This window comes from Candidatus Amarolinea dominans (assembly GCF_016704685.1).
GTDB lineage: Bacteria > Chloroflexota > Anaerolineae > SSC4 > Amarolineaceae > Amarolinea > Amarolinea dominans.
The window spans coordinates 1-23,241 of record NZ_JADIZS010000016.1 but is presented as its reverse complement, the minus strand read 5'-3'; the positions used below and the strand labels follow the sequence as shown (position 1 = coordinate 23,241).

Annotated in this window: 33 protein-coding genes; 32 read left to right on the top strand and 1 reads right to left on the bottom strand. The window is 60.3% G+C overall.

Annotated elements, in window-relative coordinates; translation table 11 throughout:
- Positions 1-21 precede the first annotated feature (21 nt).
- From rplF to IPF85_RS11725, 20 genes are all read left to right on the top strand, one after another.
- A complete protein-coding gene (gene rplF, locus IPF85_RS11820) occupies positions 22-591 on the top strand; it encodes a 50S ribosomal protein L6 (protein ID WP_343408285.1) in 570 nt (189 codons plus the stop codon).
- Positions 592-605: 14 nt separating this feature from the next.
- A complete protein-coding gene (gene rplR / locus IPF85_RS11815; RefSeq protein ID WP_343408284.1) occupies positions 606-971 on the top strand; it encodes a 50S ribosomal protein L18 in 366 nt (121 codons plus the stop codon).
- 78 nt (positions 972-1,049) lie between these two features.
- The gene (rpsE, locus tag IPF85_RS11810) at positions 1,050-1,613 is read left to right on the top strand and encodes a 30S ribosomal protein S5 (protein WP_343408283.1); all 564 of its coding nucleotides are present in this window, start codon (positions 1,050-1,052) and stop codon (positions 1,611-1,613) included.
- Positions 1,597-1,803 carry a 50S ribosomal protein L30 gene (gene rpmD, locus IPF85_RS11805; protein WP_343408282.1) on the top strand — a complete coding sequence of 69 codons (207 nt, stop codon included), beginning with the start codon at positions 1,597-1,599 and terminating at the stop codon, positions 1,801-1,803. The genes rpsE and rpmD overlap by 17 nt, the downstream gene beginning before the upstream one ends.
- A gap of 13 nt (positions 1,804-1,816) precedes the next feature.
- On the top strand, positions 1,817-2,287 hold the full coding sequence (gene rplO, locus IPF85_RS11800; protein ID WP_343408281.1) for a 50S ribosomal protein L15: 471 nt from the start codon (positions 1,817-1,819) through the stop codon (positions 2,285-2,287).
- A gap of 76 nt (positions 2,288-2,363) precedes the next feature.
- The gene (secY, locus tag IPF85_RS11795) at positions 2,364-3,671 is read left to right on the top strand and encodes a preprotein translocase subunit SecY (protein WP_343408408.1); all 1,308 of its coding nucleotides are present in this window, start codon (positions 2,364-2,366) and stop codon (positions 3,669-3,671) included.
- A 45-nt stretch (positions 3,672-3,716) separates the two neighbouring features.
- The gene (locus IPF85_RS11790; RefSeq protein ID WP_343408407.1) at positions 3,717-4,379 is read left to right on the top strand and encodes an adenylate kinase; all 663 of its coding nucleotides are present in this window, start codon (positions 3,717-3,719) and stop codon (positions 4,377-4,379) included.
- Between the two features lie 59 nt (positions 4,380-4,438).
- A complete protein-coding gene (map, locus tag IPF85_RS11785; RefSeq protein ID WP_343408406.1) occupies positions 4,439-5,197 on the top strand; it encodes a type I methionyl aminopeptidase in 759 nt (252 codons plus the stop codon).
- A 47-nt stretch (positions 5,198-5,244) separates the two neighbouring features.
- A complete protein-coding gene (gene rpmJ, locus IPF85_RS11780) occupies positions 5,245-5,358 on the top strand; it encodes a 50S ribosomal protein L36 (protein WP_343408280.1) in 114 nt (37 codons plus the stop codon).
- Between the two features lie 17 nt (positions 5,359-5,375).
- Positions 5,376-5,759: a 30S ribosomal protein S13 gene (gene rpsM / locus IPF85_RS11775; RefSeq protein ID WP_343408279.1), complete on the top strand. Its 384-nt coding sequence runs from the start codon at positions 5,376-5,378 to the stop codon at positions 5,757-5,759.
- Between the two features lie 141 nt (positions 5,760-5,900).
- Positions 5,901-6,308 carry a 30S ribosomal protein S11 gene (gene rpsK / locus IPF85_RS11770; RefSeq protein WP_343408278.1) on the top strand — a complete coding sequence of 136 codons (408 nt, stop codon included), beginning with the start codon at positions 5,901-5,903 and terminating at the stop codon, positions 6,306-6,308.
- Positions 6,309-6,422: 114 nt separating this feature from the next.
- Positions 6,423-7,058 (top strand): 30S ribosomal protein S4, encoded by a 636-nt coding sequence (gene rpsD / locus IPF85_RS11765; RefSeq protein WP_343408277.1) that lies wholly within the window; start codon positions 6,423-6,425, stop codon positions 7,056-7,058.
- 105 nt (positions 7,059-7,163) lie between these two features.
- Positions 7,164-8,180 carry a DNA-directed RNA polymerase subunit alpha gene (locus tag IPF85_RS11760; protein ID WP_343408276.1) on the top strand — a complete coding sequence of 339 codons (1,017 nt, stop codon included), beginning with the start codon at positions 7,164-7,166 and terminating at the stop codon, positions 8,178-8,180.
- Between the two features lie 68 nt (positions 8,181-8,248).
- Positions 8,249-8,623: a 50S ribosomal protein L17 gene (rplQ, locus tag IPF85_RS11755; protein WP_343408275.1), complete on the top strand. Its 375-nt coding sequence runs from the start codon at positions 8,249-8,251 to the stop codon at positions 8,621-8,623.
- Positions 8,624-8,687: 64 nt separating this feature from the next.
- The gene (truA, locus tag IPF85_RS11750; RefSeq protein ID WP_343408274.1) at positions 8,688-9,467 is read left to right on the top strand and encodes a tRNA pseudouridine(38-40) synthase TruA; all 780 of its coding nucleotides are present in this window, start codon (positions 8,688-8,690) and stop codon (positions 9,465-9,467) included.
- A gap of 97 nt (positions 9,468-9,564) precedes the next feature.
- Positions 9,565-10,002: a 50S ribosomal protein L13 gene (gene rplM / locus IPF85_RS11745; protein ID WP_343408405.1), complete on the top strand. Its 438-nt coding sequence runs from the start codon at positions 9,565-9,567 to the stop codon at positions 10,000-10,002.
- Between the two features lie 29 nt (positions 10,003-10,031).
- Positions 10,032-10,427 carry a 30S ribosomal protein S9 gene (gene rpsI / locus IPF85_RS11740; protein ID WP_343408273.1) on the top strand — a complete coding sequence of 132 codons (396 nt, stop codon included), beginning with the start codon at positions 10,032-10,034 and terminating at the stop codon, positions 10,425-10,427.
- Positions 10,428-10,510: 83 nt separating this feature from the next.
- The gene (locus IPF85_RS11735; protein WP_343408272.1) at positions 10,511-10,816 is read left to right on the top strand and encodes a GNAT family N-acetyltransferase; all 306 of its coding nucleotides are present in this window, start codon (positions 10,511-10,513) and stop codon (positions 10,814-10,816) included.
- Between the two features lie 249 nt (positions 10,817-11,065).
- Positions 11,066-11,272: an AbrB/MazE/SpoVT family DNA-binding domain-containing protein gene (locus IPF85_RS11730; RefSeq protein ID WP_343408271.1), complete on the top strand. Its 207-nt coding sequence runs from the start codon at positions 11,066-11,068 to the stop codon at positions 11,270-11,272.
- Entirely contained in the window at positions 11,269-11,655 is a 387-nt protein-coding gene (locus IPF85_RS11725; RefSeq protein WP_343408270.1) for a type II toxin-antitoxin system VapC family toxin, read from the top strand. The genes IPF85_RS11730 and IPF85_RS11725 overlap by 4 nt, the downstream gene beginning before the upstream one ends.
- A gap of 52 nt (positions 11,656-11,707) precedes the next feature.
- Here the strand turns inward: IPF85_RS11725 and IPF85_RS11720 are convergent, their stop codons facing one another.
- A complete protein-coding gene (locus IPF85_RS11720; protein WP_343408269.1) occupies positions 11,708-12,721 on the bottom strand; it encodes an NAD-dependent epimerase/dehydratase family protein in 1,014 nt (337 codons plus the stop codon).
- Positions 12,722-12,965: 244 nt separating this feature from the next.
- Between IPF85_RS11720 and IPF85_RS11715 the strand changes: the two genes are divergently transcribed.
- The 12 genes from IPF85_RS11715 to IPF85_RS11660 form a co-directional block, all read left to right on the top strand.
- Positions 12,966-13,943: a formylglycine-generating enzyme family protein gene (locus tag IPF85_RS11715; protein WP_343408268.1), complete on the top strand. Its 978-nt coding sequence runs from the start codon at positions 12,966-12,968 to the stop codon at positions 13,941-13,943.
- A 12-nt stretch (positions 13,944-13,955) separates the two neighbouring features.
- Complete coding sequence (locus tag IPF85_RS11710; RefSeq protein ID WP_343408267.1) at positions 13,956-14,987, top strand: SIR2 family protein; 1,032 nt, start codon at positions 13,956-13,958, stop codon at positions 14,985-14,987.
- Positions 14,984-16,009, top strand: coding sequence for a hypothetical protein (locus tag IPF85_RS11705; RefSeq protein WP_343408266.1), 1,026 nt, complete (start codon positions 14,984-14,986; stop codon positions 16,007-16,009). Before IPF85_RS11710 ends, IPF85_RS11705 begins: the two co-directional genes overlap by 4 nt.
- Positions 15,973-16,650: a hypothetical protein gene (locus tag IPF85_RS11700; RefSeq protein WP_343408265.1), complete on the top strand. Its 678-nt coding sequence runs from the start codon at positions 15,973-15,975 to the stop codon at positions 16,648-16,650. Before IPF85_RS11705 ends, IPF85_RS11700 begins: the two co-directional genes overlap by 37 nt.
- A gap of 44 nt (positions 16,651-16,694) precedes the next feature.
- On the top strand, positions 16,695-17,348 hold the full coding sequence (locus tag IPF85_RS11695; protein ID WP_343408404.1) for a WD40 repeat domain-containing protein: 654 nt from the start codon (positions 16,695-16,697) through the stop codon (positions 17,346-17,348).
- An 84-nt stretch (positions 17,349-17,432) separates the two neighbouring features.
- The gene (locus IPF85_RS11690) at positions 17,433-17,885 is read left to right on the top strand and encodes a hypothetical protein (RefSeq protein WP_343408264.1); all 453 of its coding nucleotides are present in this window, start codon (positions 17,433-17,435) and stop codon (positions 17,883-17,885) included.
- Positions 17,886-18,211: 326 nt separating this feature from the next.
- Positions 18,212-19,066, top strand: coding sequence for a WD40 repeat domain-containing protein (locus IPF85_RS11685; protein WP_343408263.1), 855 nt, complete (start codon positions 18,212-18,214; stop codon positions 19,064-19,066).
- Positions 19,067-19,580: 514 nt separating this feature from the next.
- Complete coding sequence (locus tag IPF85_RS11680) at positions 19,581-20,114, top strand: hypothetical protein (RefSeq protein ID WP_343408262.1); 534 nt, start codon at positions 19,581-19,583, stop codon at positions 20,112-20,114.
- Between the two features lie 424 nt (positions 20,115-20,538).
- A complete protein-coding gene (locus tag IPF85_RS11675; protein WP_343408261.1) occupies positions 20,539-20,853 on the top strand; it encodes a hypothetical protein in 315 nt (104 codons plus the stop codon).
- Complete coding sequence (locus tag IPF85_RS11670; protein ID WP_343408260.1) at positions 20,850-21,341, top strand: hypothetical protein; 492 nt, start codon at positions 20,850-20,852, stop codon at positions 21,339-21,341. The genes IPF85_RS11675 and IPF85_RS11670 overlap by 4 nt, the downstream gene beginning before the upstream one ends.
- Before the next feature lie 45 nt (positions 21,342-21,386).
- Positions 21,387-21,743: a hypothetical protein gene (locus tag IPF85_RS11665; RefSeq protein WP_343408259.1), complete on the top strand. Its 357-nt coding sequence runs from the start codon at positions 21,387-21,389 to the stop codon at positions 21,741-21,743.
- A gap of 421 nt (positions 21,744-22,164) precedes the next feature.
- The coding region (locus IPF85_RS11660) for a CHAT domain-containing protein (protein WP_343408403.1) at positions 22,165-23,241 on the top strand (1,077 nt) is incomplete at its 3' end.

Sequence of the window (23,241 nt, the reverse complement as noted above, 5' to 3'; positions counted from 1 at the left end):
GCAGAAACTTGCGAGGGAACTATGTCAAGAGTTGGTAAACTTCCCATTAAGTTGCCTAATGGCGTGTCGGTTGACATTGCCCCGGGCAATGAAGTGACAGTAACAGGGCCGCGTGGTACGCTGAGCAGGCAATTTTCAACCACTATGGCCATTGACCTGACCGATGGCACTCTGACGGTGCAGCGTTATGCCGAGAACCGCTTTCAGCGTTCAACCCACGGCTTGGTGCGCGCGCTGCTGAACAACATGGTGGTCGGTGTTTCGAGCGGTTTCAAGAAGGACCTGGACATTATTGGGGTTGGCTATCGGGCCGAATTGCAAGGCAAAAACCTGATGCTCTTTGTGGGTTACTCTCATCCCGTGGAGTTTCTGCCGCCGGCCGGTGTGTCGTTCGCCGTTGTCCCGACGCCTGATAAGAATTCACGGGTGACGGTGGAGGGCGCTGACAAAGAAGTGGTTGGCGAGACCGCCGCACGCATTCGTCGCATTCGGCCGCCGGAGCCTTATAAGGGCAAGGGTATCCGCTATGTGAATGAGGTCGTCCGCATCAAGGCAGGCAAGGCAGGCAAAGTTGGCAAGGGCGGCAAGTAAGGGAGTAACGACTCATGGCAAGAAATGACAGTGCAACAGCACGCACGCGGCGGCATGCACGCATTCGCCGACATGTAGTGGGGACTGCGCAACGGCCCCGGCTGAATGTATTCCGCAGCCTGGATCACATCTATGCCCAGATCATTGATGATGAGCAAGGGCGCACCCTGGTCTCTGCTTCGACGGTTGACCCGGCGATGCGCACCCGGGCGACTGGACTGAACAAGGTGGCACAGGCGACGCTGGTTGGCGAGATCATTGCCGAGCGCGCACTGGCTGCCGGCATCAAACAGGTGGTGTTCGACCGGGGCGGCTACATTTATCATGGCCGTGTCAAGGCGTTGGCCGAAGGCTCGCGCGCCAAGGGTTTGGATTTCTAACGCTGGAATGGCCGCGTCAGCCGACGCGATGCGGACAATGGCGACCGGCCGGGCGGCCGGCGCCGAGCAGGAGGATACATGCCTGAGAAGAAGAGAGAACGCGAACAGCGACGTCCTCGCGAAGAAGATCGCGAGCAATTAGACGAGCGCGTCGTACATATCGCCCGCACGGCCAAGGTAGTCAAGGGCGGTCGCCGGTTCACCTTCCGCGCTGTGGTGGTGGTGGGCGACAATAACGGCAAGATCGGCATCGGCATCGGCAAGGCACGCGAAGTGCCGGACGCCATTCGTAAGGGGACGGAACGTGCGCACAAAGACATGCGCCCTGTGTTCCTGGCGGGACGGACGATTCCGCACGAAGTACGCGTGCGCTTCGGCGCAGCCGAGGTGATGCTCAAGCCGGCGTCGCCGGGAACTGGCGTTGTGGCCGGTGGTGGGGTACGTGCCGTGGTGGAAGCCGCTGGCATCAAGGATATCCTGACCAAATCCCTGGGCAGCAGTAACATGCTGAACGTGGTGAAAGCGACCCATGCGGCGCTCAACTCGCTCAAGGATGTCGAGGCAGAAGCGGCACGCCGCGGTAAGCCTGCCGATAGCCTGCTGCCGTTCTGGAGGCAAAAGGCAGATGCCAAACAAGGATAATAGCAGCGGACGCTTGCGCGTGACCTACGTGAAAAGCTCCATTGGCTACGAAGAAAGTCAGAAGCGCACAGTCCTGGCATTGGGACTCCGCCGCCTGGGCCAGACTGTCTTCCATGCTGATACGCCCGCCATTCGGGGCATGATCGGCAAGGTTCCGCACCTGGTTCGCGTCGAAGAAGTCAGTGCTTGAGTAGGGAGAAGTTATGCAATTACATGATCTCAAGCCAGTAGTCGGCGCCAAGCAGCCGCGTGTGCGCGTGGGCCGCGGTAGCGGCGCTGGTCGGGGTAAGACGGCCGGTAAGGGCACCAAGGGTCAGAATGCGCGCAGCGGCCGCAGCGTAGCGCCGTACTTCGAAGGCGGTCAGTTGCCGCTGGTACGTCGCTTGCCTCACCTGCCCGGCTTCAATAACCTGTGGCGCATCGAGTTCAAGCCGGTCAACCTGGATCGCCTGACGGTGTTCGAGGCCGGCAGCATTGTGTCACCGGAGACGCTGGCCGAAGCTGGCATTATCAAGCCGGCTGACAAACGTGTGGCCATTCTGGGGAACGGTGAGCTTGATCGCCCGCTGACCGTGAAAGCCCATCGCATTTCGGCCAGTGCCCGCCAGAAGATCGAAGCGGCTGGTGGTACTGTGGAAGCGCTGTCGGTGCAGACCAAGCACGATCGGCGCTAAGGCGTTGGCCGTGAAGACAGGTTGCTAGGCGACCTGCTTGACGGCGATGCGCTATGAGGAGATCAGTTCCATGCAAATGCTGCAAGCCGTGCGTAACGCCTTTAAGTTGCCAGACTTACGTCGCAAGCTGTTGACCACCTTCCTGATCCTGGTGGTGTACCGCTTGGCGGCTCACGTACCGGTGACCGGTGTCAACGCGGAAGGATTGCGTCAGCTTTTCCAAACGAACCAATTGTTGGGCCTGCTTGACATGTTCTCTGGCGGCGCGATGTCGAATTTCTCGATCATGGCGATGGGCGTCTATCCGTACATCACCGCGTCCATCATCATGCAGTTGTTGATTCCGATTGTGCCGCGACTGGAAGCGCTACAAAAGGAAGGTGAGGCCGGCCGCAATCGGATCAACCAATATCAGAACTGGTTGACGATTCCGCTGGCTGCGTTGCAGGCCTATGGTCAGGCGACCATCCTGACCCGCTCGCAGACCTCCGGCACGCCAGTATTGTCCACGTTTGGGTTCACGCAGTATCCCCTGGAGACCTTAACAACGATTATTGCCTTGACGGCTGGGACCATGTTCGCCATCTGGCTGGGTGAGTTGATCACCGAGCAGGGCATTGGCAACGGCGTCTCGATCATCATCTTCGGCGGCATCGTGGCACGCATTCCCCAATCGGTGGGTAATTTGCTGGCCAACAATGTGCTGTCGTTCGTGGTTTTCCTCCTGGTCACCGTCGTGACGGTGGCCGTCATCGTTGTGGTGCAGGAAGGACAGCGGCGCATTCCGGTGCAGTATGGCAAGCGGGTGCGTGTCATGCGTGGCAATCGGTTGATGATGGTGGGTGGGCAGAGTACGCACATTCCACTACGCGTCAATTCTGCAGGTATGATTCCGCTGATCTTCGCGCAGAGTATCATGATCTTCCCTGGCACGATTGCCAGTTACTTCGTATACTCAGCCAACGCGACGATTGGCAGTGTAGCCACCTGGATTGCGTCAATGTTCAGCCCACAGAGCAATCTGTACTGGATTATGTACTTCTTCCTGGTACTTGGCTTTACGTACTTTTATACCAGCGTGGTGTTCCAGCAGCAAAACCTGCCGGAATCACTGCAAAAGCAAGGTGGTTTTGTGCCGGGCATTCGTCCGGGTAAACCTACGGAGACCTATCTCAACGGCGTTCTCAATCGGATCACGCTGGTGGGCGCCATCTTCCTGGGGCTGGTGGCTGTTTTGCCCTGGCTGACACGTGACTTGACCGAGACCACCACCATGCTGATTACGAGTACCGGTATGCTCATCGTCGTGGGTGTCGTGCTCGACACGATGAAGCAACTGGAAGCGCAGTTGATGATGCGCCACTATGAAGGGTTCATCAAGTAATCAGATACGGCAAGGAGTTGTGTGACAATGGAGTCAACGAGTCCGATCTTTATCGTGATGTTGGGCGTGCCGGGTGCGGGTAAGGGCACCCAGGCGCAGCGGCTTGAAGAGAGACTGGGGCTGAGGCAGGTTTCAACCGGCGACATCTTTCGCGAAAACCTGCGCAACCAGACGCCGCTTGGTCAATTGGCCAAGAGCTACATGGACAAGGGCGAACTGGTGCCCGATGATGTAACGATTCAGATGGTAGAAGAGCGTTTGAGTCGGCCAGACTGCGCCAGGGGTGCCATCCTGGATGGTTTCCCGCGCACGTTGGCCCAAGCCGCAGCGCTCGACCAGATGTTGAGCGGGAAAGGGCAGAAAGTGGCCCTGGTACCGCTGATCAGTGTGACGGATGATGAGGTGATGGCTCGCCTGACCGGCCGCCGAGTCTGTCGGCGTTGCCAGTCGGTGTTTCATCTGCTGTTCAACCGGCCGCCCCCGGATGGGGAATGTCCGCAAGGCGATAAGAGCCAGTGTGACATTTACCAGCGAGGCGATGATCAGCCAGAGACGGTGCGCAATCGTCTGTTTGTCTACTACAAACAGACCTCGCCCCTGATCGGCTATTACTTCGCCCACGGCTTGCTGGCTGAGATCAACGGCGCGCAAGAGATTGACAGGGTAACGAGTGATCTGTGGGACGTGTTGAGTCGAATTCAGGCTTGAGGCAGTTGCTGTCGCGCCGAACAGCGACGCGGCCGCAAGAGAAACCGGCGCTCGCGCGCATCACGCTGAAAGGGCCGTATGAACTGAGCCTGATGCGTAGTGCCGGTCAAATTGTGGCTGAGGTGCATCAGGCCATCAAGCAGGCGGTGAAGCCGGGCGTAACCACCGGTGAACTGAATCGCCTGGCTGATGCGTTGATTCGCAAACGCAACGGGGTGCCCTCTTTTCTGGGGTACAACGGGTTCCCGGCCTCTATCTGCGCCTCGATCAATGATGAGTTGGTGCATGGAATTCCCAGCGCCAGGCGCATGCTGAAGGCGGGCGACATCATCAGTGTGGATGTCGGTGTCATTTACAAAGGCTTTCACGGTGATTCTGCGTGGACGTATCCGGTAGGCGAGATTGGCGACGAGGCCAAGCGTTTGCTGGCTGTAACGGAACAATCGCTCTACCTGGCGATTGAGCAGGTTGTGCCCGGGAGAACGTTCGGGGATGTTGCAGCGGCCATTCAGAGTTACGTGGAGGCACAGGGGTTCAGCGTCGTGCGCGAGTACACCGGTCATGGCATTGGTCGGCAAATGCACGAAGAGCCGCAGATTCTGCATTATCTTCATCCCGATGATAAGGTGAGGCACTGGATTTTGCGGCCGGGGATGACCATTGCCATCGAACCGATGGTCAACGCGGGCACCTGGAAGACGAAGGTGCTTGACGATGACTGGACGGTTGTGCCGGAGGATCGCCGGCTATCGGCGCATTTCGAGCACACCCTGGCTGTGACCGATCATGGTGTGGAAATCCTGACCAGGTCGCGCTAAGGGGATCAGGGTAGAAGCGAAAAGTAGGGGTAAGGAGAGGTGTTCTCATGAAAGTTCGACCCTCTGTAAAGCGAATTTGTGCAAAGTGCAAGATCATCAAGCGCCACGGTGTGGTGCGTGTGATTTGTCAGGACCCCAAGCATAAGCAGCGACAGGGTTAAGAGTTTAGGAGGCAAGCATGGCTCGTATTGCTGGCGTTGACCTGCCGCGCGATAAGCGGGTGGAAGTGGCATTGACCTACATCTTTGGCATTGGCTCTTCCACCAGCCAAGAAATCCTGGGTGTCACCAGCGTGAACCCGGATACGCGGGTCAAGGATCTGTCGGAAGCCGAAGTGGCCCGTCTGCGCGAGGTCATTGACCGCAACTACCGCGTGGAAGGCGACTTGCGGCGTGAGATCAGCCTGAACATCAAGCGATTGCAGGAGATCGGTTCCTACCGGGGCCTGCGCCATCGTCGCAGCCTGCCGGCGCGCGGTCAGCGTACACGGACCAATGCCCGCACCAAGCGCGGCGCCCGTAAGACTGTGGCTGGCAAGCGTCGTTCAAAGGCCAAGAAGTAAGGATGAACGCTCTGCGCTGTGGTTCAGCCATCAGAGCGGAGCCTCTGGGCGCAATCCGCCGGATTGCGTTACAGGTGGAGTTTTCAACGGTGTGGGGAGCCAGCCTACGGGCTGGCGCCAAAGTCCTAAGAAGGAGTTAATATGCCACCACGAGTTGCACGACGTGAACCGCGCCGCGGCGCCGCACGACGCGAAAAGAAGATGGTGCCCGTGGGCGCCGTGCACATTCAGTCTACGTTCAATAACACGATCATCACGATTACCGATCCCCAGGGTAATACTGTGACCTGGAGCAGCGCGGGCCTGGCCGGTTTCAAAGGCTCCCGCAAGAGTACCCCCTTTGCGGCGGGCCTGGCTGCGACGCAGGCCGGCAAGAGTGCCATGGATATAGGGATGCGTGAAGTGGACGTGTTTGTCAAAGGCCCCGGCCCCGGACGCGAGGCGGCTGTCCGTTCGATCCAGGGCGCGGGCTTGCGGGTGCGAACCATCACCGATGTCACACCCCTGCCGCACAACGGGTGTCGGCCACCTAAGAAGCGCCGAGTTTAGGAAAACAAGGTCGTGCGGTTGACAAGGAGGACGGGCTACCGTATGCCTGTAAACTTGTCCCGTGCCCACGTGACCGCCTGGACTGCGGCGCGTGATTGATTTGGAGGAAAAACGATGGCGAGATATACGGACCCAGTTTGCAGATTGTGTCGAGCTGAAGGTCAAAAATTGTTTCTGAAGGGCGAGCGTTGTTTGACGCCCAAGTGCGCTGTGGAACGGCGGCCGTTTGTGCCAGGTATGCATGGCCGCAAGGGCACCTTCAAGCGCAAGGTGTCTGACTACAACCGTCAACTGCGCGAAAAGCAAAAGACGCGCCGGATTTATGGTATCATGGAGCGGCAGTTCCGCCGCTACTTCTCAACTGCCAGCCGGGCCAAAGGCCTGACCGGCGCCACCCTGCTGACGATTCTGGAGTCACGGCTGGACAACGTGGTTTACCGCCTGGGGTTTGCCGATTCACGCGCCCAGGCCCGCCAGTTGGTGCGTCACGGCCATTTTGCGGTCAATAGTCAAAAGACCGATATCCCGTCTTTCCTGGTCAAGCCAGGCGATGTGGTGGCCGTGCGCGACAATAGTCGCGGCAACGTCTATTTCAAGGGTCTGAGCGATTACCTGCATGACCGTTCCACACCGGCATGGCTCAGCCGCGACACGGCGGGCATGTCCGGGCGTGTGGTGGAGCTTCCAGGCCGTTTGGACATCGATGTGCAACTGAACGAACAGTTGATCGTTGAGTTCTACAGCCGGTAGACGATTGCCACGTGAGATGGGTAAGGACTGCTGCCTGCAGCGATCAGGGGTGGCCCGACTTGCTTTCCGTTTCACGTCAATCGCATGACGCAAGGAGGTAGTAACTTGTCAAGCGTAATGCTGCCGAAAATCGAATGTGAAGCGAGTGCGCAGAACTACGGACGCTTTGTCATCAGCCCGCTGGAAAGTGGACATGGCATTACCCTGGGCAATGCGTTGCGCCGTGTTCTGCTCTCTTCGTTGACGGGGGCCGCTGTCACTTCGATTCGTATCAGTAACGTGCATCATGAGTTCCAGGACATCCCTCATGTGCGCGAGGACATGACCGCGCTGCTTTTGAATATCAAGCAGATTCGCCTGAAGTGCGACACGGATGAGCCGCAGCGCCTGCACGTTGAGGTCACTGGCGAGGGCATCATCACCGCGGGCGACTTGGTGTGCCCGGTGGGCGTCGAAGTGATCAACCCGGAGTTGTACCTGTTGGCGTCTGACTCCGAACTAGCAGAATTAGATATTGAAATGGTGGTTCAGCGCGGAAAGGGCTATTCGCCGTCTGAGGATCGCACCAAGCTGCCGCTCGGTGAGATTCCGGTGGATGCGATCTTTGGCCCTGTGCGCAAGTCGAACTACACCGTCGAGCGTACACGCGTAGGCCAGCAAACTGACTACGATAAACTGATGATTGAAATCTGGACAGATGGCACCATCTCGCCGAAGGCCGCGCTCGGCGAGAGCGCGCGCATTCTGGTGCAGCATTTCTCGTTGATTGTCGGCGTGGATGCCACGATCGCGGACCTGCCCAAGAAGGATGAAGAGGGCATTCCTGATCGCATCTACGAGACGGCCATCGAGGATCTGGATTTGTCGGTGCGGGCTTACAACTGCTTGAAACGCGCCGGGATTACCAAGATCGGCGAGGTGCTGGAGCGGCTACAACAGGGCGAAGAGGAAGTGCTCGCGATTCGCAACTTTGGTCGCAAATCGCTCGATGAGTTGCTGGAACGCCTGGAAGTGAAGGGCTTCTTGTCTGCCATTCGTTTCGAGCGGCGGACGCCTGATGGCGCTGTGGCCGAAACGGATGATGATACCAATCTTGAAGAGCCGGCGCTCGCAACCGAGTAAGGGATGCTTGGCCAGGGCTGCCACGGGGCGCCCCTGGCTAAACCGGCGACGATACGCGTGAGGATGAAATGCGACACCAAGTTAGCGGTTATACACTAGGACGAAACGATGCCCAGCGCCGGGCACTTCTGCGTAACCTGATCAGCCAGCTATTTCAGCATGGCCGTATTCAGACGACCGAGGCCAAAGCGCGGGCGATTCGATCAGATGCGGAAAAATTGATCACGATTGCCAAAAACGGGCTGCGCGCCGACGGCAACAAGGTTCATGCGCGCCGGCTAGTCGCGGCGCGTGTCAATGGCGTTGACGTGGCGCAGAAGCTGTTCGATGAGATCGCCCCGCGCTATGAATCACGCCCTGGCGGTTACACGCGCATGTACAAGCTGGGAATGCGGCAGGGCGATGGCGCCGAGATGGCGATCATCGAGCTGGTGCAGGAATAACCCGCCGCCACCGGGACGCCCATCAGGGGCCGGTGACCACGGGGGAGAAGTACTTGCTGGGATCATGATACAACCGTCTGACGACCAACGGCCTGCCTACAGAGCGACGGTGGAGTATGACGGAACCGACTACGCCGGTTGGCAAATCCAAACGGGAAGGCCAACCGTGCAAGGCACCTTAGAAACAGCACTCGCACGAGTTTGTTGTGAGACGATCCGGATCAGCGGCGCCGGTCGCACGGACGCCGGAGTGCATGCCAGCGGCCAGGTGATCGGTTTTCGGAGTGCCTGGCGGCATCCGGTGGCTGACCTGGAACGGGCGCTCAATGCCGTTCTGCCGGCTGCGGTGGCGGTGCGTGAGCTGGCGGTGGCGGCGCCCGGCTTTCACCCGCGCTTCAGTGCGCGCAGCCGTCATTACGGCTACACGGTTTGGGTGGGATCGGTGCGCTCGCCGCTGCGAGCACGCTTCGCCCACCAGGTCAAGCAGCCGCTTGACCTGGCCGCCATGAATGAAGCGGCGGCGCACCTGGTTGGCTGGCATGATTTTGCCACCTTCGGCGTGGATCCGGAAGGAAAAGCCGGGCGTGGCAACACGCGGCGTGAGGTGATGCAAGCCCAGTGGCGGCTGACGGTGGATGACGAAGGCGTGTGGTATCGCTTCGACATCGAGGCGAACGCCTTTCTGCGCACCATGGTGCGCACCATCGTGGCGACGTTGTTGGCCGTGGGGCGGGGTGAGCGGACATCCGCCGACGTGCGGGATCTGCTGCTGGCGGCTGAACGCCGTCTGGCCCCGCCGCCGGCCCCGGCTTGCGGTTTGTGCCTGGTGCATGTTCGTTATTGAACGATGAGAGAATGTCCGGCGATTTGCGACGCTAGCCATGGTTGCGATGGCGCGTGAGGCCGTGCATAGGGCTAGATGGACTCGAGGAGACGTGGAAGTGAAAACTTATTCGCCAAAAGCATCAGAGATTCAACGAGATTGGTACGTGGTTGACGCTGCCGGGAAAAACCTGGGGCGACTGGCAAGCAAAATCGCCATCATTCTGCATGGCAAACACAAGCCCACGTATACGCCCCACATGGACATGGGTGACTACGTGATTGTCCTCAATGCCGAAAAGATTCAGGTGACGGGCCGCAAGCTCGACCAGAAGTTCTACTATCGCCACTCCATGTATCATGGCGGCTTGAAGCAGATTTCCCTGCGCAACCAGATATCGCATCACCCGGACCGTGTGATCGAGTTGGCGGTGCGCGGGATGCTGCCCAGCACGAAGCTGGGGCGGCAAATGCTGAAGAAAATGAAGGTCTACGCTGGCAACGAACACCCGCACCAGGCCCAACAGCCCAAGGTGCTGGACATGCCGCAAGAGTAAGGGCAGCGCATAGTCGAGGAGAAGAACGAATGGCTACAGTTCGCTATTACGAGGGCATTGGGCGCCGCAAGACTTCCACGGCACGGGTACGTCTGTATCCGGGCACGGGCAGCATCGTGGTCAACGAGCGCTCCCTGGAGGATTACTTCCCGCGCGAGACCGATCGCATCAAACTGCTGCGTCCGCTGAACGTGACTGAGGCGCAGGATCAGTACAACGTCTCGGTCCACGTGGCCGGCGGCGGCACGTCCGGTCAAACCGGCGCGGTCATCATGGGCGTTGCGCGTGCCCTGGTGGAGGCCGACGAGGCTTTCAAGACCACCCTGCGCAAGTTCGGCTTCCTGACACGTGACGCCCGTGCGGTGGAGCGCAAGAAGCCTGGTCTGACCAAGGCCCGCCGCGCGAAGCAGTACACCAAGCGCTAGTCTGGCAATCAGCCGGCGCCCGGCTCAGGCTTGAACCGGCGTCAATCTATAGTTACATCACCCCCCGATATGCAACGTAAAGCGTGCCAGAAACCTGGCACGCTTTATTTGTGGCCTATGTCGAGGGCCAACCTGCCTCTGTCGGCTGGGTGTACTTTCACCCAAACAGTCAGTTTGCCGGCCTCTTTGGCGCCGCGACAAGAACTGAGTACCGCAAGCGCGGCTTGTATTCAGCCCTGCTTGCCGTACGCGTCCAGGAGGCCATTGGCCGGGGTTATGCGTTTGTCACCACGGGCGCCGGCCCCATGAGCCGCCCCATTCTGTTGCAGAACGGTTTTCGTTTGCTCACCCATGCTTATGCGCATGAAGGGAAGGATAAGAGCACGTAGGAACTTGGGCGCTTAGGAACGAGAATTAAATAAGTGTCCGAACATAGCCACCCCGTGGGCCGTTGAACCAGACAATTAAAAAATTCTCGCTCCTTAGGGTTCGTAAAAGAATTAGTTCCTGTATTTTGCCGAGAAAACGCTGAGAAACACGGGAAGTTATATTTTTACGAACCCTTAGCGTGCGTTTTTGATCAAGGTGTGCTAAAATCACGATACGTATTACGAACAGCTGATCGATAAGGAGACGGTATGGAAACGGTCTTGGTTTCTCCCAAGTTTCAAGTTGTGATTCCACGCGCAGTGCGGGAGGCGCTACGAATTCGGCCCGGTCAGAAGGTGCAAGTCCTGCAGTACGAAGATCGGATCGAGTTGATTCCTCTCCGACCAATCCATGAAATGCGCGGATTTCTCAGAGGCATTGATACAACCATCGAACGGGAGCCAGATCGCGTATGAACGTTGTTGATTCGTCCGGCTGGCTCGAGTATTTCGTTGATGGGCCAAACGCTGATTTCTTCGCGCCGGCAATCGAAGCCATTTCTGATTTAGTCGTGCCCACGATCAGCGTATACGAAGTGTTCAAGCGCATTCTGCAACAGCGCAGCGAAAGTGAAGCGTTGCAGGCCGTCGCCGTGATGATGCGGGGTCGCGCGGTGGATCTCGACGTCCATCTTGCCTTGTCGGCAGCCAAGATTTCAACGCTCCTGCGGATACCGATGGCTGACAGTATGATTCTTGCCACGGCTCGAGCCTACGGCGCCACGACCTGGACGCAGGACGAACATTTCGCGCACATCGAAGGCGTGCAGTACATCGCCAAGCAGGCAGCGGGGGGCTGAGAATCGGTTGAGAGGCCGTTGCAGAGCAAGGTGCCGGGGCACCACACCAGGTTTATGAGCTGGGAAAGGCCCGCAGGTAGGCCTGGATGATCGTATCCCAGACCTGGTTCGCCTCCTCGTCAATCGTCTGGCGGGCGGCGTCAGCCTCGAACCAGGCCAGGGCGCGGCGCACACCCTCTTGCCAGGGCACCGTGGCCACAAAGTCAGGCACGAAGCGCTTGATCTTGCTGTTGTCGAACACCACGCTGCGCGCCTTGTCTCCCAGCAGGCTGCCATGTGCGTGCGGCCAGTAGGCCGCGATCAGGTCCGACGGGATGTGGATGATGTCAGGCTCCACGCCCAGGGCATGGCCGGCCTGCACCGTGAGTTGATCCCAGGTCAACACTTCGTCCGAGGTGATGTGGAAGGCGTGCCCGATGGCCTGCTCACGGCCAAGAAGGCCAACGAAGCCTTTGGCAAAATCACCGTTCCAGGTCATCACCCACAGCGAGGTACCGTCGCCGGGAACGATGATCTTTTGCCCGCGGCGCATACGATCCAGGGCCGTCCACGGGTGCTGCCAACTGCCCATGCAGAGCGGAATCTGCGTCGGGCCGTAGGTGAGCGAGGGGCGCACGATGGTGACCGGGAAGCCTTCTTGACGATAGGCCGCCAGCAGACGCTCCTCGCAGGCGATCTTGTTGCGTGAGTAGTCCCAGAAGGGGTTGGCCAGCGGCGTGTCTTCGCTGATCAGATAGTGACCGGGCGGCTTCTGATAGGCGCTGGCCGAGCTGATGAAGACGAACTGGCGGGTCATATTCCGAAACAGGCCGATGTCCTGCTCGATGTCGGCGGCCGTGTACGCGACCCAATCCACCACGGCATCGAAGAAATGTCCTTGCAGCAGCCGCGCGGCCGCGTCTGGCGCCTGGCGCACATCGGCCTGCCAGTGGACCGCGCCCGCGGGCAAGGGGTACCTGGCCGACAGACCGCGATTCATGACGAACAACTCCATGCCGCGCGCCACGGCCAACTCTGAGCTGGCTGAACTGATCAGCCCGCTGCCGCCGATGAACAAGACCTTCATGATTGATTCCTCTTTTCTGTTCTGCCTGACCGACCAGTAGATCACGGATGGCCTGGGGGTTACATTATACGAGGATCAAGCGGCGCCCACAAAAACCGCGTCATTGCTCCCCTTGGCGGCCGATTTGGGCAGAATGAACGGGACGCACACGATTTTCGCCCTGCGGCGCCGGATTGGCGGCTGTGTACGCTTGTGCTAAAATAGTCTACTCCCCTATCGTGTTGCCAACCCGGAGGGCGCCATCATGACCGCCGACCTCTTCGTCCCTTATTTGATTGCCCTGCACACCCTGCTCGAACGGCTGGGGCGCGACCATGCCTTGACCGCCGACGCGTTGCTCTATCAACAGCGCCTGCAAGAAAACATCGAGCGCACGCGGCGTCACGGCGACAACGAAAATCGGCGCAGCGAGCGCTCCGAGATCATCGAGCCGCTCAACCGCCTGTGCCTCGACGCGCTGGGCGAGGATTTCAACGCGCTGGTGCGGCAGGCTCAGGTCCGGCTGGGCCAGGATGATGCCCGCGAGCGGCCGCGCAAGCCCTTCGAGCCGCAAACCGTTTTCATTCCCGCCGGCCCCTTCCTCATGGGCAGCGCCGACCCGGCCGCGCCGCCCGCGGAGCAGCCCCAGCACACCGTCCACCTGCCCGACTTCTGTATCGGCAAGTATCCGGTGACCGTGCGCGAGTACGCGGCGTTCATCAAGGACCGCAAGGCGCACCCCCAGCCCGCGGGCTGGTTCAACCGCCAGCCGCCGGCCGACCGGCTGGATCACCCCGTCACGGACGTAAGCTGGTTCGACGCCCTGGCCTACTGCGCCTGGCTGAGCGAGCAGTGCAAGCCGCGCGTCTACACCCTGCCCAGCGAGGCGGAGTGGGAGAAGGCGGCGGCCCTCTCCCACACCCCTGGCCCGAGCGCGGGGGAGGGGCCGGGGGTGGGGGGCAGCGCGAACCGCGTGGAAGATCTGTTGGGCGGCGTGCAGCAGTGGACGCGCTCGTTGTGGGGCAGCCAGCCAACGCAGCCCGATTACGACTACCCCTATAACTCCGGTGATGACCGGGAAATCACCGATCCGCAACATTTGCCCGCGCAGGCCCGGCTGGTGCATCGCGGCGGCTCGTTCAAGTCACGGCCCGAGGACTTGCGCGCCACCGCGCGCGGCAACGCCCTACCCGACAGCAAGATCGCCTGGCGCGGCTTCCGCGTCGTCATGCAGATTCCGTAGGAGATACCACCCATGCCCATCTGGGATGACGAAGATCTACCCGCCGCCAGCCAGGCGCAGAGCATCAGCCAGCGGGTGCGCGCCGGCAACGCGCTGCCCATCCTCAGCCACAGCGCGCTCTTCGACCTGGCCCTCTTCGGCCACGAGAGCTTCAAGCGCTTCTATGCCGAGAAGGTGGGCTACCCCTACCCCAACCTGCCCGACATCGGCCAGCTTGCCAACTACGACCGCTACACCAACCGCAGCAGCGACGGCGCCTGCAAAGAATTCTATCTGGACTGCCTGAAGAACCACATCTTCCGCGAGGCCCGGGCCGCGGGCGTGGACGAGGAGACCCTGGCCGAGGCCCGGGGCCAGTACGACCGGGTGGGCGTGACCGCGTTTGCCCACCTGCTGGGCTACCCCCGCTTCGACCTGCCCCAGACCCTGCCCTTGCAGGTGCTGGCCAACCTGCCCTTCAAGACCTACCTCACCATCAGCGCCAGCGCCTTCCTGGAGGACGCGCTGCGCCGGGCGGGCAAGCAGCCGCTGACCAAGATGTGCCGCTGGCGCGGGCCGGTGGACGCGCCGGAGAAGGACCTGTGGCTGATCCCTGACGACTACCGACCGAGCGCGGAGCGGCCGCTGGTCTATCACCTGTGCGGGCTGGACGCGCACCCCCAGACTGGCGCGGCCCTGCCCGGCTCCCTGGCCCTGAGCGAGGACGACCATCTGGAGATGCTGGTCAACCTGGCCGAGGGCCGGGGCAAGGACACCGCCGACCGCCTGCCGGCCCTGGTGCGGGGCGCGCTCTTCGACGACGTCATCCTGCTGGGCTTCCGGCTGGATAGCTGGGCCTTCCGCGGCCTCTACTACGGCCTGATCCGCCAGACCGGCCAGGGCCGCGACCGCCGCGGCGTCTGCGTGGTGCAGTTGCCGCCGGAGGAGCGGGCCAAACAGGAAAAGTATCTGCATGGCTACCTGGACCGGGAGGCCCGCCTGGACATCTTCTGGGGCAACCTGGAAGAGTATACCGACACCCTGAAGGAGCTGCGCCAGCCATGACCCAGCCACCCAACTCCCAATCTCCCAATCTCCCAACCTCCCAATCCACCAACCCCTACGTCGGCCCGCGCACCTTCGCCTACGAGCAGCGCCACCTCTTCTTCGGCCGCGAGCGCGAGGCGCGCGACCTGCTGGCGCGGGTGCTGTCGGAGCGGCTGCTGCTCTTCTATGCCCAATCGGGCGCGGGCAAAAGCTCCCTGTTGCGCACCCGGCTGATCCCGCAGTTGCAGGAGGAGAAAGGCTTCGTCGTGTTGCCCGTCGGCCGCGTCAGCGGGGAGTTGCCCGTCGGCGTCGCCCAGGTGGACAACATCTTCGTCTTCAATCTGCTGCTCAGCATGGACGAGGGGGCCGATCCGGCGCGGCTGGCCCACGTCACCCTGGGCGATTTCCTGGCCCGGCTGACCCGGCAGACCGTGCCGGACCCTGAGGGCCGGGAGCGCAAGGGCTGGGTCTACGACGCCGACGCCACCGCCGCGCCCGGCAGCCGGCGCTACGCCCTGATCGTGGATCAGTTCGAGGAGATCATCACCAGCCACCCCGGCCGCTGGCGCGAGCGGGAGGCGTTCTTCCGCCAGCTCGACGCGGCCATGCGGGCCGACCCCAACCTGTGGGTGGTCCTCACCCTGCGCGAGGATTACGTCGCCGCGCTCGACCCCTACGCGCCCTTCGTGGCCGACCGCCTGCGCGCCCGCTTCTACATGGAGCGCATGGGCGTGGCCGCGGCGTTGGACGCCATTCGCAAGCCGGCCGAACTGGCCGGCCGGCCTTTTGCCGAGGGTGTTGCCGAGCAGTTGGCCGACAACCTGCGCCAGGTGCGCGTGCCTGGGCAGGAGGCGACGGTCGCCGGGCAGTACGTGGAGCCGGTGCAGTTGCAGGTGGTGTGTTACCAACTGTGGGAGGGGCTGAGAGAAGCGGAGATTGGAGAGCGGAGACCGGAGACCGGAGATTGGGGAGGGGAGCGTAGCAGCAAAGTGGCGGCGACGACGTGGCGGAGCGGGCTGGGGATGTGGACCGGGCGCTGACGCAGTTCTACGAGGAGACGCTGGCCGCGGCGCTGGCGGACCCGGCGGCGGCGGGGGTGAGCGAGCGGCAGTTACGGAGTTGGTTCGACAAGGAGTTGATCACTGAGGAGGGCACGCGCGGGCTGGTGCATCAGGGTGAGAGCGACGCCGGCGGGCTACCCAACGGCGTGGTCCGCGCCTTGCAGCGCCGCTTCCTGGTGCGCGCCGAGGCGCGGGGCGGGGATACGTGGATCGAGCTGGTGCATGACCGCTTCGTGGAGCCGATCCGGGCCAGCAACGCGGCCTGGTTCCCGCAGCACCTGAGCGCGCTGCAGCGCCAGGCCGCGCTGTGGGATGAGCAGGGCCGCTCGGATGGGCTGCTGTTGAGCGGAAAGGTGCTGGCCGAGGCGGAGGAGTGGGCGGCAAAGCACGAGGCGGAGTTGGAGCCGGGGGAGCGTGATTTTCTGGCCTCGTGCCGGAGGAGAAGAGAGCGGGAGGAGAGAGAGCGGAGGCAGAGCAGACGGATTCGACTGTTGGCGGCCGCGGCTCTGCTTCTAATGGCTTTAGCTATTGGATTGCAGTATTTGCAAGAATCCAACAACAACAGGCCGAATATCAAGCTCACGTGGCTCAGGCAGAACAATTGGCGTCGAGCGCATTAGCTATACTTGAAAGCGAGTCAAACCAGGATCCGTCGTTGGCTCTCATGCTGGCCCGCGATGCTGTATCAATATCGCTAGAAGCCGGTGAACTACCGACCGTCAACGCGCAAAACACCCTGCAGCAGGTCGTTGACCATGTCTCGCCGTGGATCGCGACCTTGCCGCGGGATCGCCATGAGGGAGCCATCTTTGGCGTAGATTTCAGCCCCGACGGGCATACCATCGCCACCGCTGGCGCGGATGAAACCATTCGGCTCTGGGATATTGCCACCGGCAGACAACTGCAGATCCTACAGGGTCACGAATATGGCGTCTGGGCGATTCGATTCAGTCCAGACGGTCGCCGCCTGGTCTCGGCCAGCCTGGATGGAACCGCCAGAGTTTGGGATCTCCAAACAGGCCAGATGCGCGCCCGGCTTCCTCATGGTGATATTGTCTGGTGGGCTTCTTTCAACCCCGATGGACGCACCATCGTGACTGCCTGCGATGATGGCTTGGTTCGAATATGGAATCCAACGTCTGGAAAATTGCTGCGCGAACTGCGCGGTCATGGAGCGCGGGTAATGACAGCCAACTTCAGTCCCGATGGCGCGCAGATCGTTACCGCAAGCGGAGATGGTACCGCAAAACTGTGGCGCACTATAGATGGCAAACGTTTCAAACCTTCAGCGGTCATAGCGTGGGAGTATTTCAGCTGAGTTCGATCATACTGGCAAACAAGTCATCACCGCAGGAAGCGATGGTACTGCACGATCTGGGATATCACCACAGGAGAGGAGATTTTGCCCCGGTTTGAAAGCGATTATGGTGGGATCAAATACGCCGCGTTCAATCCGGCAGATGACGCCATTGTCACGGCAGGATTGGAGGGTGAGCTTGTAATGTGGGATGTCAAGAGTGGCATGAGATTGCGAGATTTGATCGGGCATTTTGCTCTGGTCAACGCCGTTGCCTTCGAGCCCGCAGGGAGATATCTTGCGTCAGTGAGTGACGATCAGAGCCTACGACTCTGGAAAAGCGACTCTGGCGAACCTGTGTACTTTCGAGAAGGGCACTCTGGGCCCAGCCGCGACCGCACCGCGCGCCTATGGTCAACGGCCACGGGAGAGATGTTGCATGTCCTTGAAGCACTTGAAGGCAACCTCAGCGTCATTCGATCTGCCAAGTTTAGTCATGATGGCCAATACATAGTCACCGCCAGCGCGATCAAACCGTACGGGTGTGGGATTCAGTGACCGCGAAGCTTCTTGCCGAGCTTCCAGGACGCGAAAATATATTCTCCTTGCCGATGCCGACTTCGATCCAACAGGAAGGCTGATCGCAACAACGGGCCTCGATAACATCGCCCAACTATGGGACTGGCAAGCAGATCGCATCGTTCGAACCTTATCGGGAGGACACGCCGAGGCCATCAGTAAAGTGGTCTTTAGTCAGGACGGAAAGACGGTTGCTACTGCTGGAGACGATAAACGATTTTGCCTTTGGCTGCTGAGTTCTTCAGATCCTCCCATATGCCAGGAGGGACATCAAGGCCCACTGATTGACGTCGTGCTCAGCCCCGATGAACATCTCATCGCCACCGCCAGCAGATAGCACGGCGCGGGTCTGGAACATCGAAGGCAAACCGATCGCACAATACATATTCGAACATGGCAGCAACGTGACACGCGTCAGTTTTCTGGACGACAAGACCCTGATGACGGCCAGTGAGGACAAGACGATTCGCCTTTTTGACCTGAACACCGGCAAGCAGATCCTGGCGTTGCGCGGCCATGAGGACACGGTCGTGGATGTCAGCTACTCACCACAAACAGCCATGGTCGCCAGCGCAAGCACCGACGGCACAGTCCGGCTTTGGCGGACTCGGTCTTGGGGTCAAGCGCGGGAGTTGCAGGGACACACTGGCCCGATCTTGGCTGTGGCCTATCAGCCAGCAGGTACAATGGCGGCCTCCGGCGGCAGCGATGCCACGGTAAGGCTCTGGGACACTGCAAATGGCAATGTGCTGCGCGTTTTTGATCGCCATCTGGCGTCGGTCACGGCTGTAGCGTTTAGCCCAATAGCCCCATTGGCGCTGTCGGCCGATGAAGCCGGTGCAGCATTCTTGTGGCGCACCGACAATGGCGAGATCGTATACAAATTGGAAGGCGATGAAGGCGCGATCTACTCTGCCGCTTTCAGCCCGAACGGCGAGATGATCGTGACTACTGGCGACAACGGTACCGTGATCCTCTGGAACCCTGCTACCGGGCAAAAAATCACCCGCTTTTCTGGCCACACTGGTGGGGTTCTTGCGGCTACATTCAGTCCCGATGGACAAACCTCGCCACTGCCGGTGATGATCGCGTGGTGCAACTGTGGGACATCGCATCACGGACTTCACGCCGTCCATTCCCTGAGTTCCCAGGCCCCGTGAATAGCGTCGTATTCAGTCCAAATGGCAGACTACTGGCAACCGCCAGCTACGACGAATATCTGGCATGTCCCGAACCTGGGATATCTGAATCGAAGCCAGATTTACCGGCCGGCAGACTGGTTCAGCTTTGGGATATCGAGACAGGCAAGCAACTTCCACTTGTCGCGGGCCATACCAGGCAAGTGACAGGTCTTGCATTCACGTCAGATGGCAGCCACTTGATTTCAGTCAGTTGCGATGGCACAATCCTGACACGCAGCGTAGATGACGGTACGTTGGAGAGTTCAATACAGAATATCGAACTCAAACCGATCCGGCAATCGCAATCAATCCTGGCGATCAAAGCATTCTCACAGGAGGAGATGATGCGGTCTTGCAAACCTGGCAGAGTCTGGACAATCTACTAGAACAGGCCGACTCCCTGATCCAACGCCAACCGCAAGTCTATCGTGCCGAGGAACGTCGGCGCTACTTCTCAACTAGCAAACCTAGGCAACCAACAAGGAGACAAACCATGGCTGATCTCCAGACAAGCTCATCGAAAAACGGCGGTGGAAGAACGTCATCGTCAGTGCAGGGCAACAAGACCCTGCATGATGCCATTGACGAACTGCAACAGCTTCCGGAACAACAGCCGAATGCCAGCGAATACAACACCATTCTCGTCGTGGCTGAATCGGCGGCCCAGTATCGCACATCGTTATTCTGCGGGCTGCTCGCCCACCTTGGCGCGATCACCGCAGAAACCTTCGACCTCCCCCTGAGTCAACTTGCAATCCCCAGCGCGAATGAAGTGATCCCCAGAGATACCCCGGAAGGCGGCGGCTCAGTGGTAAAACGACTGACGAGCACACCGGGCGCTATCTTCGTCATCGTAGACTCGAATGGATTCATCTGCGTCTTTGTCAATTCGAACCTTGGTGGGGGAGATGCTTGGAGCCTGCTCGGGGAGGCTTTGAGGAACGGAAAGGCTGTTCAGCTCCCTTGTGGCGTTGGTCATCGCAAGCGCTACAAAGAGGCGGACTTTGGAGCGAATGGCTTGGGCTGATTGCAAGGAGCCGGGCTGCAACCTTTACAGTAAAGCATCCATGATCAGCCTGATCAGCGACCATCCTGCTGCTCGAACAATCTCGGCCAAACCAGCCCAGGGTTGTTCGAGCACCTCGAAGTGCGAGCCCAACAAGGGAGGCGCTAGGGACAAGGAGCAACAACATGCCTATATCATTGAAGCTCATCGAAAAACGAGCGGCAAGATGCGTGCTCGTGCTGCCAGGCACGGCGACCCTCTCTGAAATGGCCGCGATGCTGGCGCAGAAGGGCTATTCGGAGCATGGAACCTATGTGGTAACCGATGATCCAGCGGGGGATTTCGGGTCGTCCTGGCGCAAAACTGCTGACGCCAGTCAAGTTGATGGGAGCGTCGCCTTCAAGACACCCCTGATCGAGCTGCCGATACGGCCGCCACCGAGGTCGTGCGGCAGGACACGCAGGAGGGAGGGGGTTCGGTCGAAAAACGGCTCACGGCAACGCCCGGCGCGGTCTTCGTCGTGGTCAATGACGCCGGCTTTGTGGCGCTGTTCGTCAACGCCAACCTCTCTGGCGGTGCGCTCGATGCAGTCTCCTATTTCGGCCTCCATGGTGAATACGCCCGATTAGGGCCTGGGGTGGTGCCGCTAATCTCTGTCAAGCCGCCCACATGCCCGCATTGCGGCAAGCAAGGCTGGTACCGATTCGAGGGTGGCCGCTACGTTTGCCAGGCGTGCAAGCACATCGTGGAGACGCCATGAACAGCCTGACTGAAGCCCTGAGCGGGGCGCTGGAGCATCTGGGGCAGACCTTTCTGTTGGCATACTATTTGCCCGCGGCGGTCTTCCTCCTCGTCAACGTGCAACTGCTGGCGCCAATCTGGGGCTTGGCAGATCCTTTGGCCGGAGCTTCGCAAGAGCCGGCTGTCGCCGCGGCGCCTTCTGCCGACGCTGGGCTGCTTGCCGATGCACCAGATCAGGCGGGGCAGACGGGTGAGTCAACCTCAGGTGAACAGTCATCCCTTCTCGGCGCCCTGAGCAGCGAGCTATCCAATTTGCTCGGCGCCCTGTTCTTGCCGATGCTGGTCGGTCTGATCCTGGTTGCGCTGAATGACGCGTTGATCATCGTCTTCGAGGGCAGGCCGCGCTGGCTCCGACGCGGCCTGCTTGTTCATTGGCAACGGCGCAAACGAACAGCAGTGTCGCTTGCGGGAAGAACTGACCGGACTCCGCAGGCAATATCGCTATGAAAGCCATCGCCTGGTGCGGCTGACAGCGACGCCGATCGTCTGAAGATGGAGCAACTCCTGGGCAGGTCTGGCAAGCAGATAGCTGAGGAGCACACACGCATTGATGGAATGATGGGCAATCCGCTGCTGCCGTGCGACCCTGAACGTGTGATGCCCACAACCTTCGGCAATATCTACGCGATGGCGGAGGAGTACCCGTATGACTGCTATGGCGCAGATAGTGTTCTGTTCTGGCCCCGTTTGCGCGAACAGATGCACGAGCACGCGGAGGGGCACTCGGAACGCCTGACGGCCGCGAAGACCTTCCTGGACATCTCAATCAACCTGACCTTCCTGGCAGGCATTGTCGTGCTGGAAACTATTGCCACGGTGGGCCTTATGCTGTGCGCGGCCAACCTGTAATTCTGCCAGCAGGCGTGGCCGTCCTTGCCCTGGTCGTTGCGTCGGCATCCTATCGTTCCGCCATCAGCCGGATGGCATTGTTGGGCGAGTTGATCAAGAACAGCTTCGATACCCATCGGCGCCTGGTCTTGAACACCTTCAGGTTGCAGCAGCCAGCCACACTGGCCGCCGAGCGCTTCGTGTGGAGCAATTGGCTGCGTTCGTCCGCCGGGGCGAGCCATCCTATTTCCCGGAGCAGTTCCGAAAGGCGGCGGAGGACAGCGAAGCAGCTGGCCAGTCAGAGGAGTCACAGGGACAGACACCATGAGGCAGACAAACACGGCGACCTTTGAGATCGTGGTTGAGGGCACAGAACCGCCCTATGTGGTAACAGCCAGGGGACCGGGCCTGGATCAGCCCGTTCGAGTCTCTCTTGCCGATCGTGACGCCTGGCTTACGACCGAGCTACGGAACATCCTGGATATTGTGGCGCGGGAAAAACATCACGGGCGGGGAACTGCCGGCCGAAGCCATCCAACGGGTAGGACGCAGGCTTTTCGAGGTGCTGTTCGGCTCGGACATTGCTGTCGCCTTCGGCGCGGCGCGCGCCATGCAGAAAGACAAGGGACTGCGTCTGCGCCTGGAAATCGTCCCGCCGGGGCTATCGGCGCTGCCCTGGGAGACCATGCACGATGCCAACGGATGGCTCAGCACGCGCGGCGATACTCCGCTCGTGCGCCGTTTCCCTGCTTCGGCCGACGTGCTCTACCCGTCGTCCCTCCAGATCTCGCCCCCCTTGCGTATCCTCTTCGTGGGCGCATCGCCTGCCAATAATACCCCTATTGACATCGAGGCCATTGCCGCCCGGTTGGCCGGGGAGGAGGTTCTGGGAAAACTGATCGCCCGCAAGGTAGTTTCCTTTGAGACCCTCTTGCACTCCACAACCGATGCGCTGTTGGATAAGTTGGCCGAGGACTTCCACGCCATTGTCTTCGTGTGTCACGGTGGTTTCGACGAGACAGATGGTTTGCAACGCCCGGTGATCTTCCTGGAAGATGAAGATGGAGACAGGTCGCCTTTGCCGGCCAAAGGTCATCTGACCGATTGGTTGCGCGAAAAACCGACGCGGCTCGTCCTGGTTGCTGCCTGCAACACCGCCGCGAACACGGATGAGACGGGCGTACTGCTGCGCAGCTTTGCGCAGGAATTATGCGAGACCGTCCCGGCAGTGATCGCCATGCAGTACTCCGTCAGCGATCTGGTGGCGCCGGCCTTCGTCGAGCAGTACTTGCATCTCCTGGCCGCGTTCCGTCCGGCGGACGTTGCCATCGCCGAAGCGCGCCAGAGCTTGATCCTGCCGCCCTATCAGGCGGGCCGCGATGTATTCGCTCCGGTCATGTATTTGCAGACCGACGATGGGGCGCTGTTCAGGAAGGCGAGGAATTGGACAAGGATCGCTTTGCTTGCTATCCTGCCATTGTTTTTGGTTTTGACAGGCGTCACCGCTGGTATTCTGCGC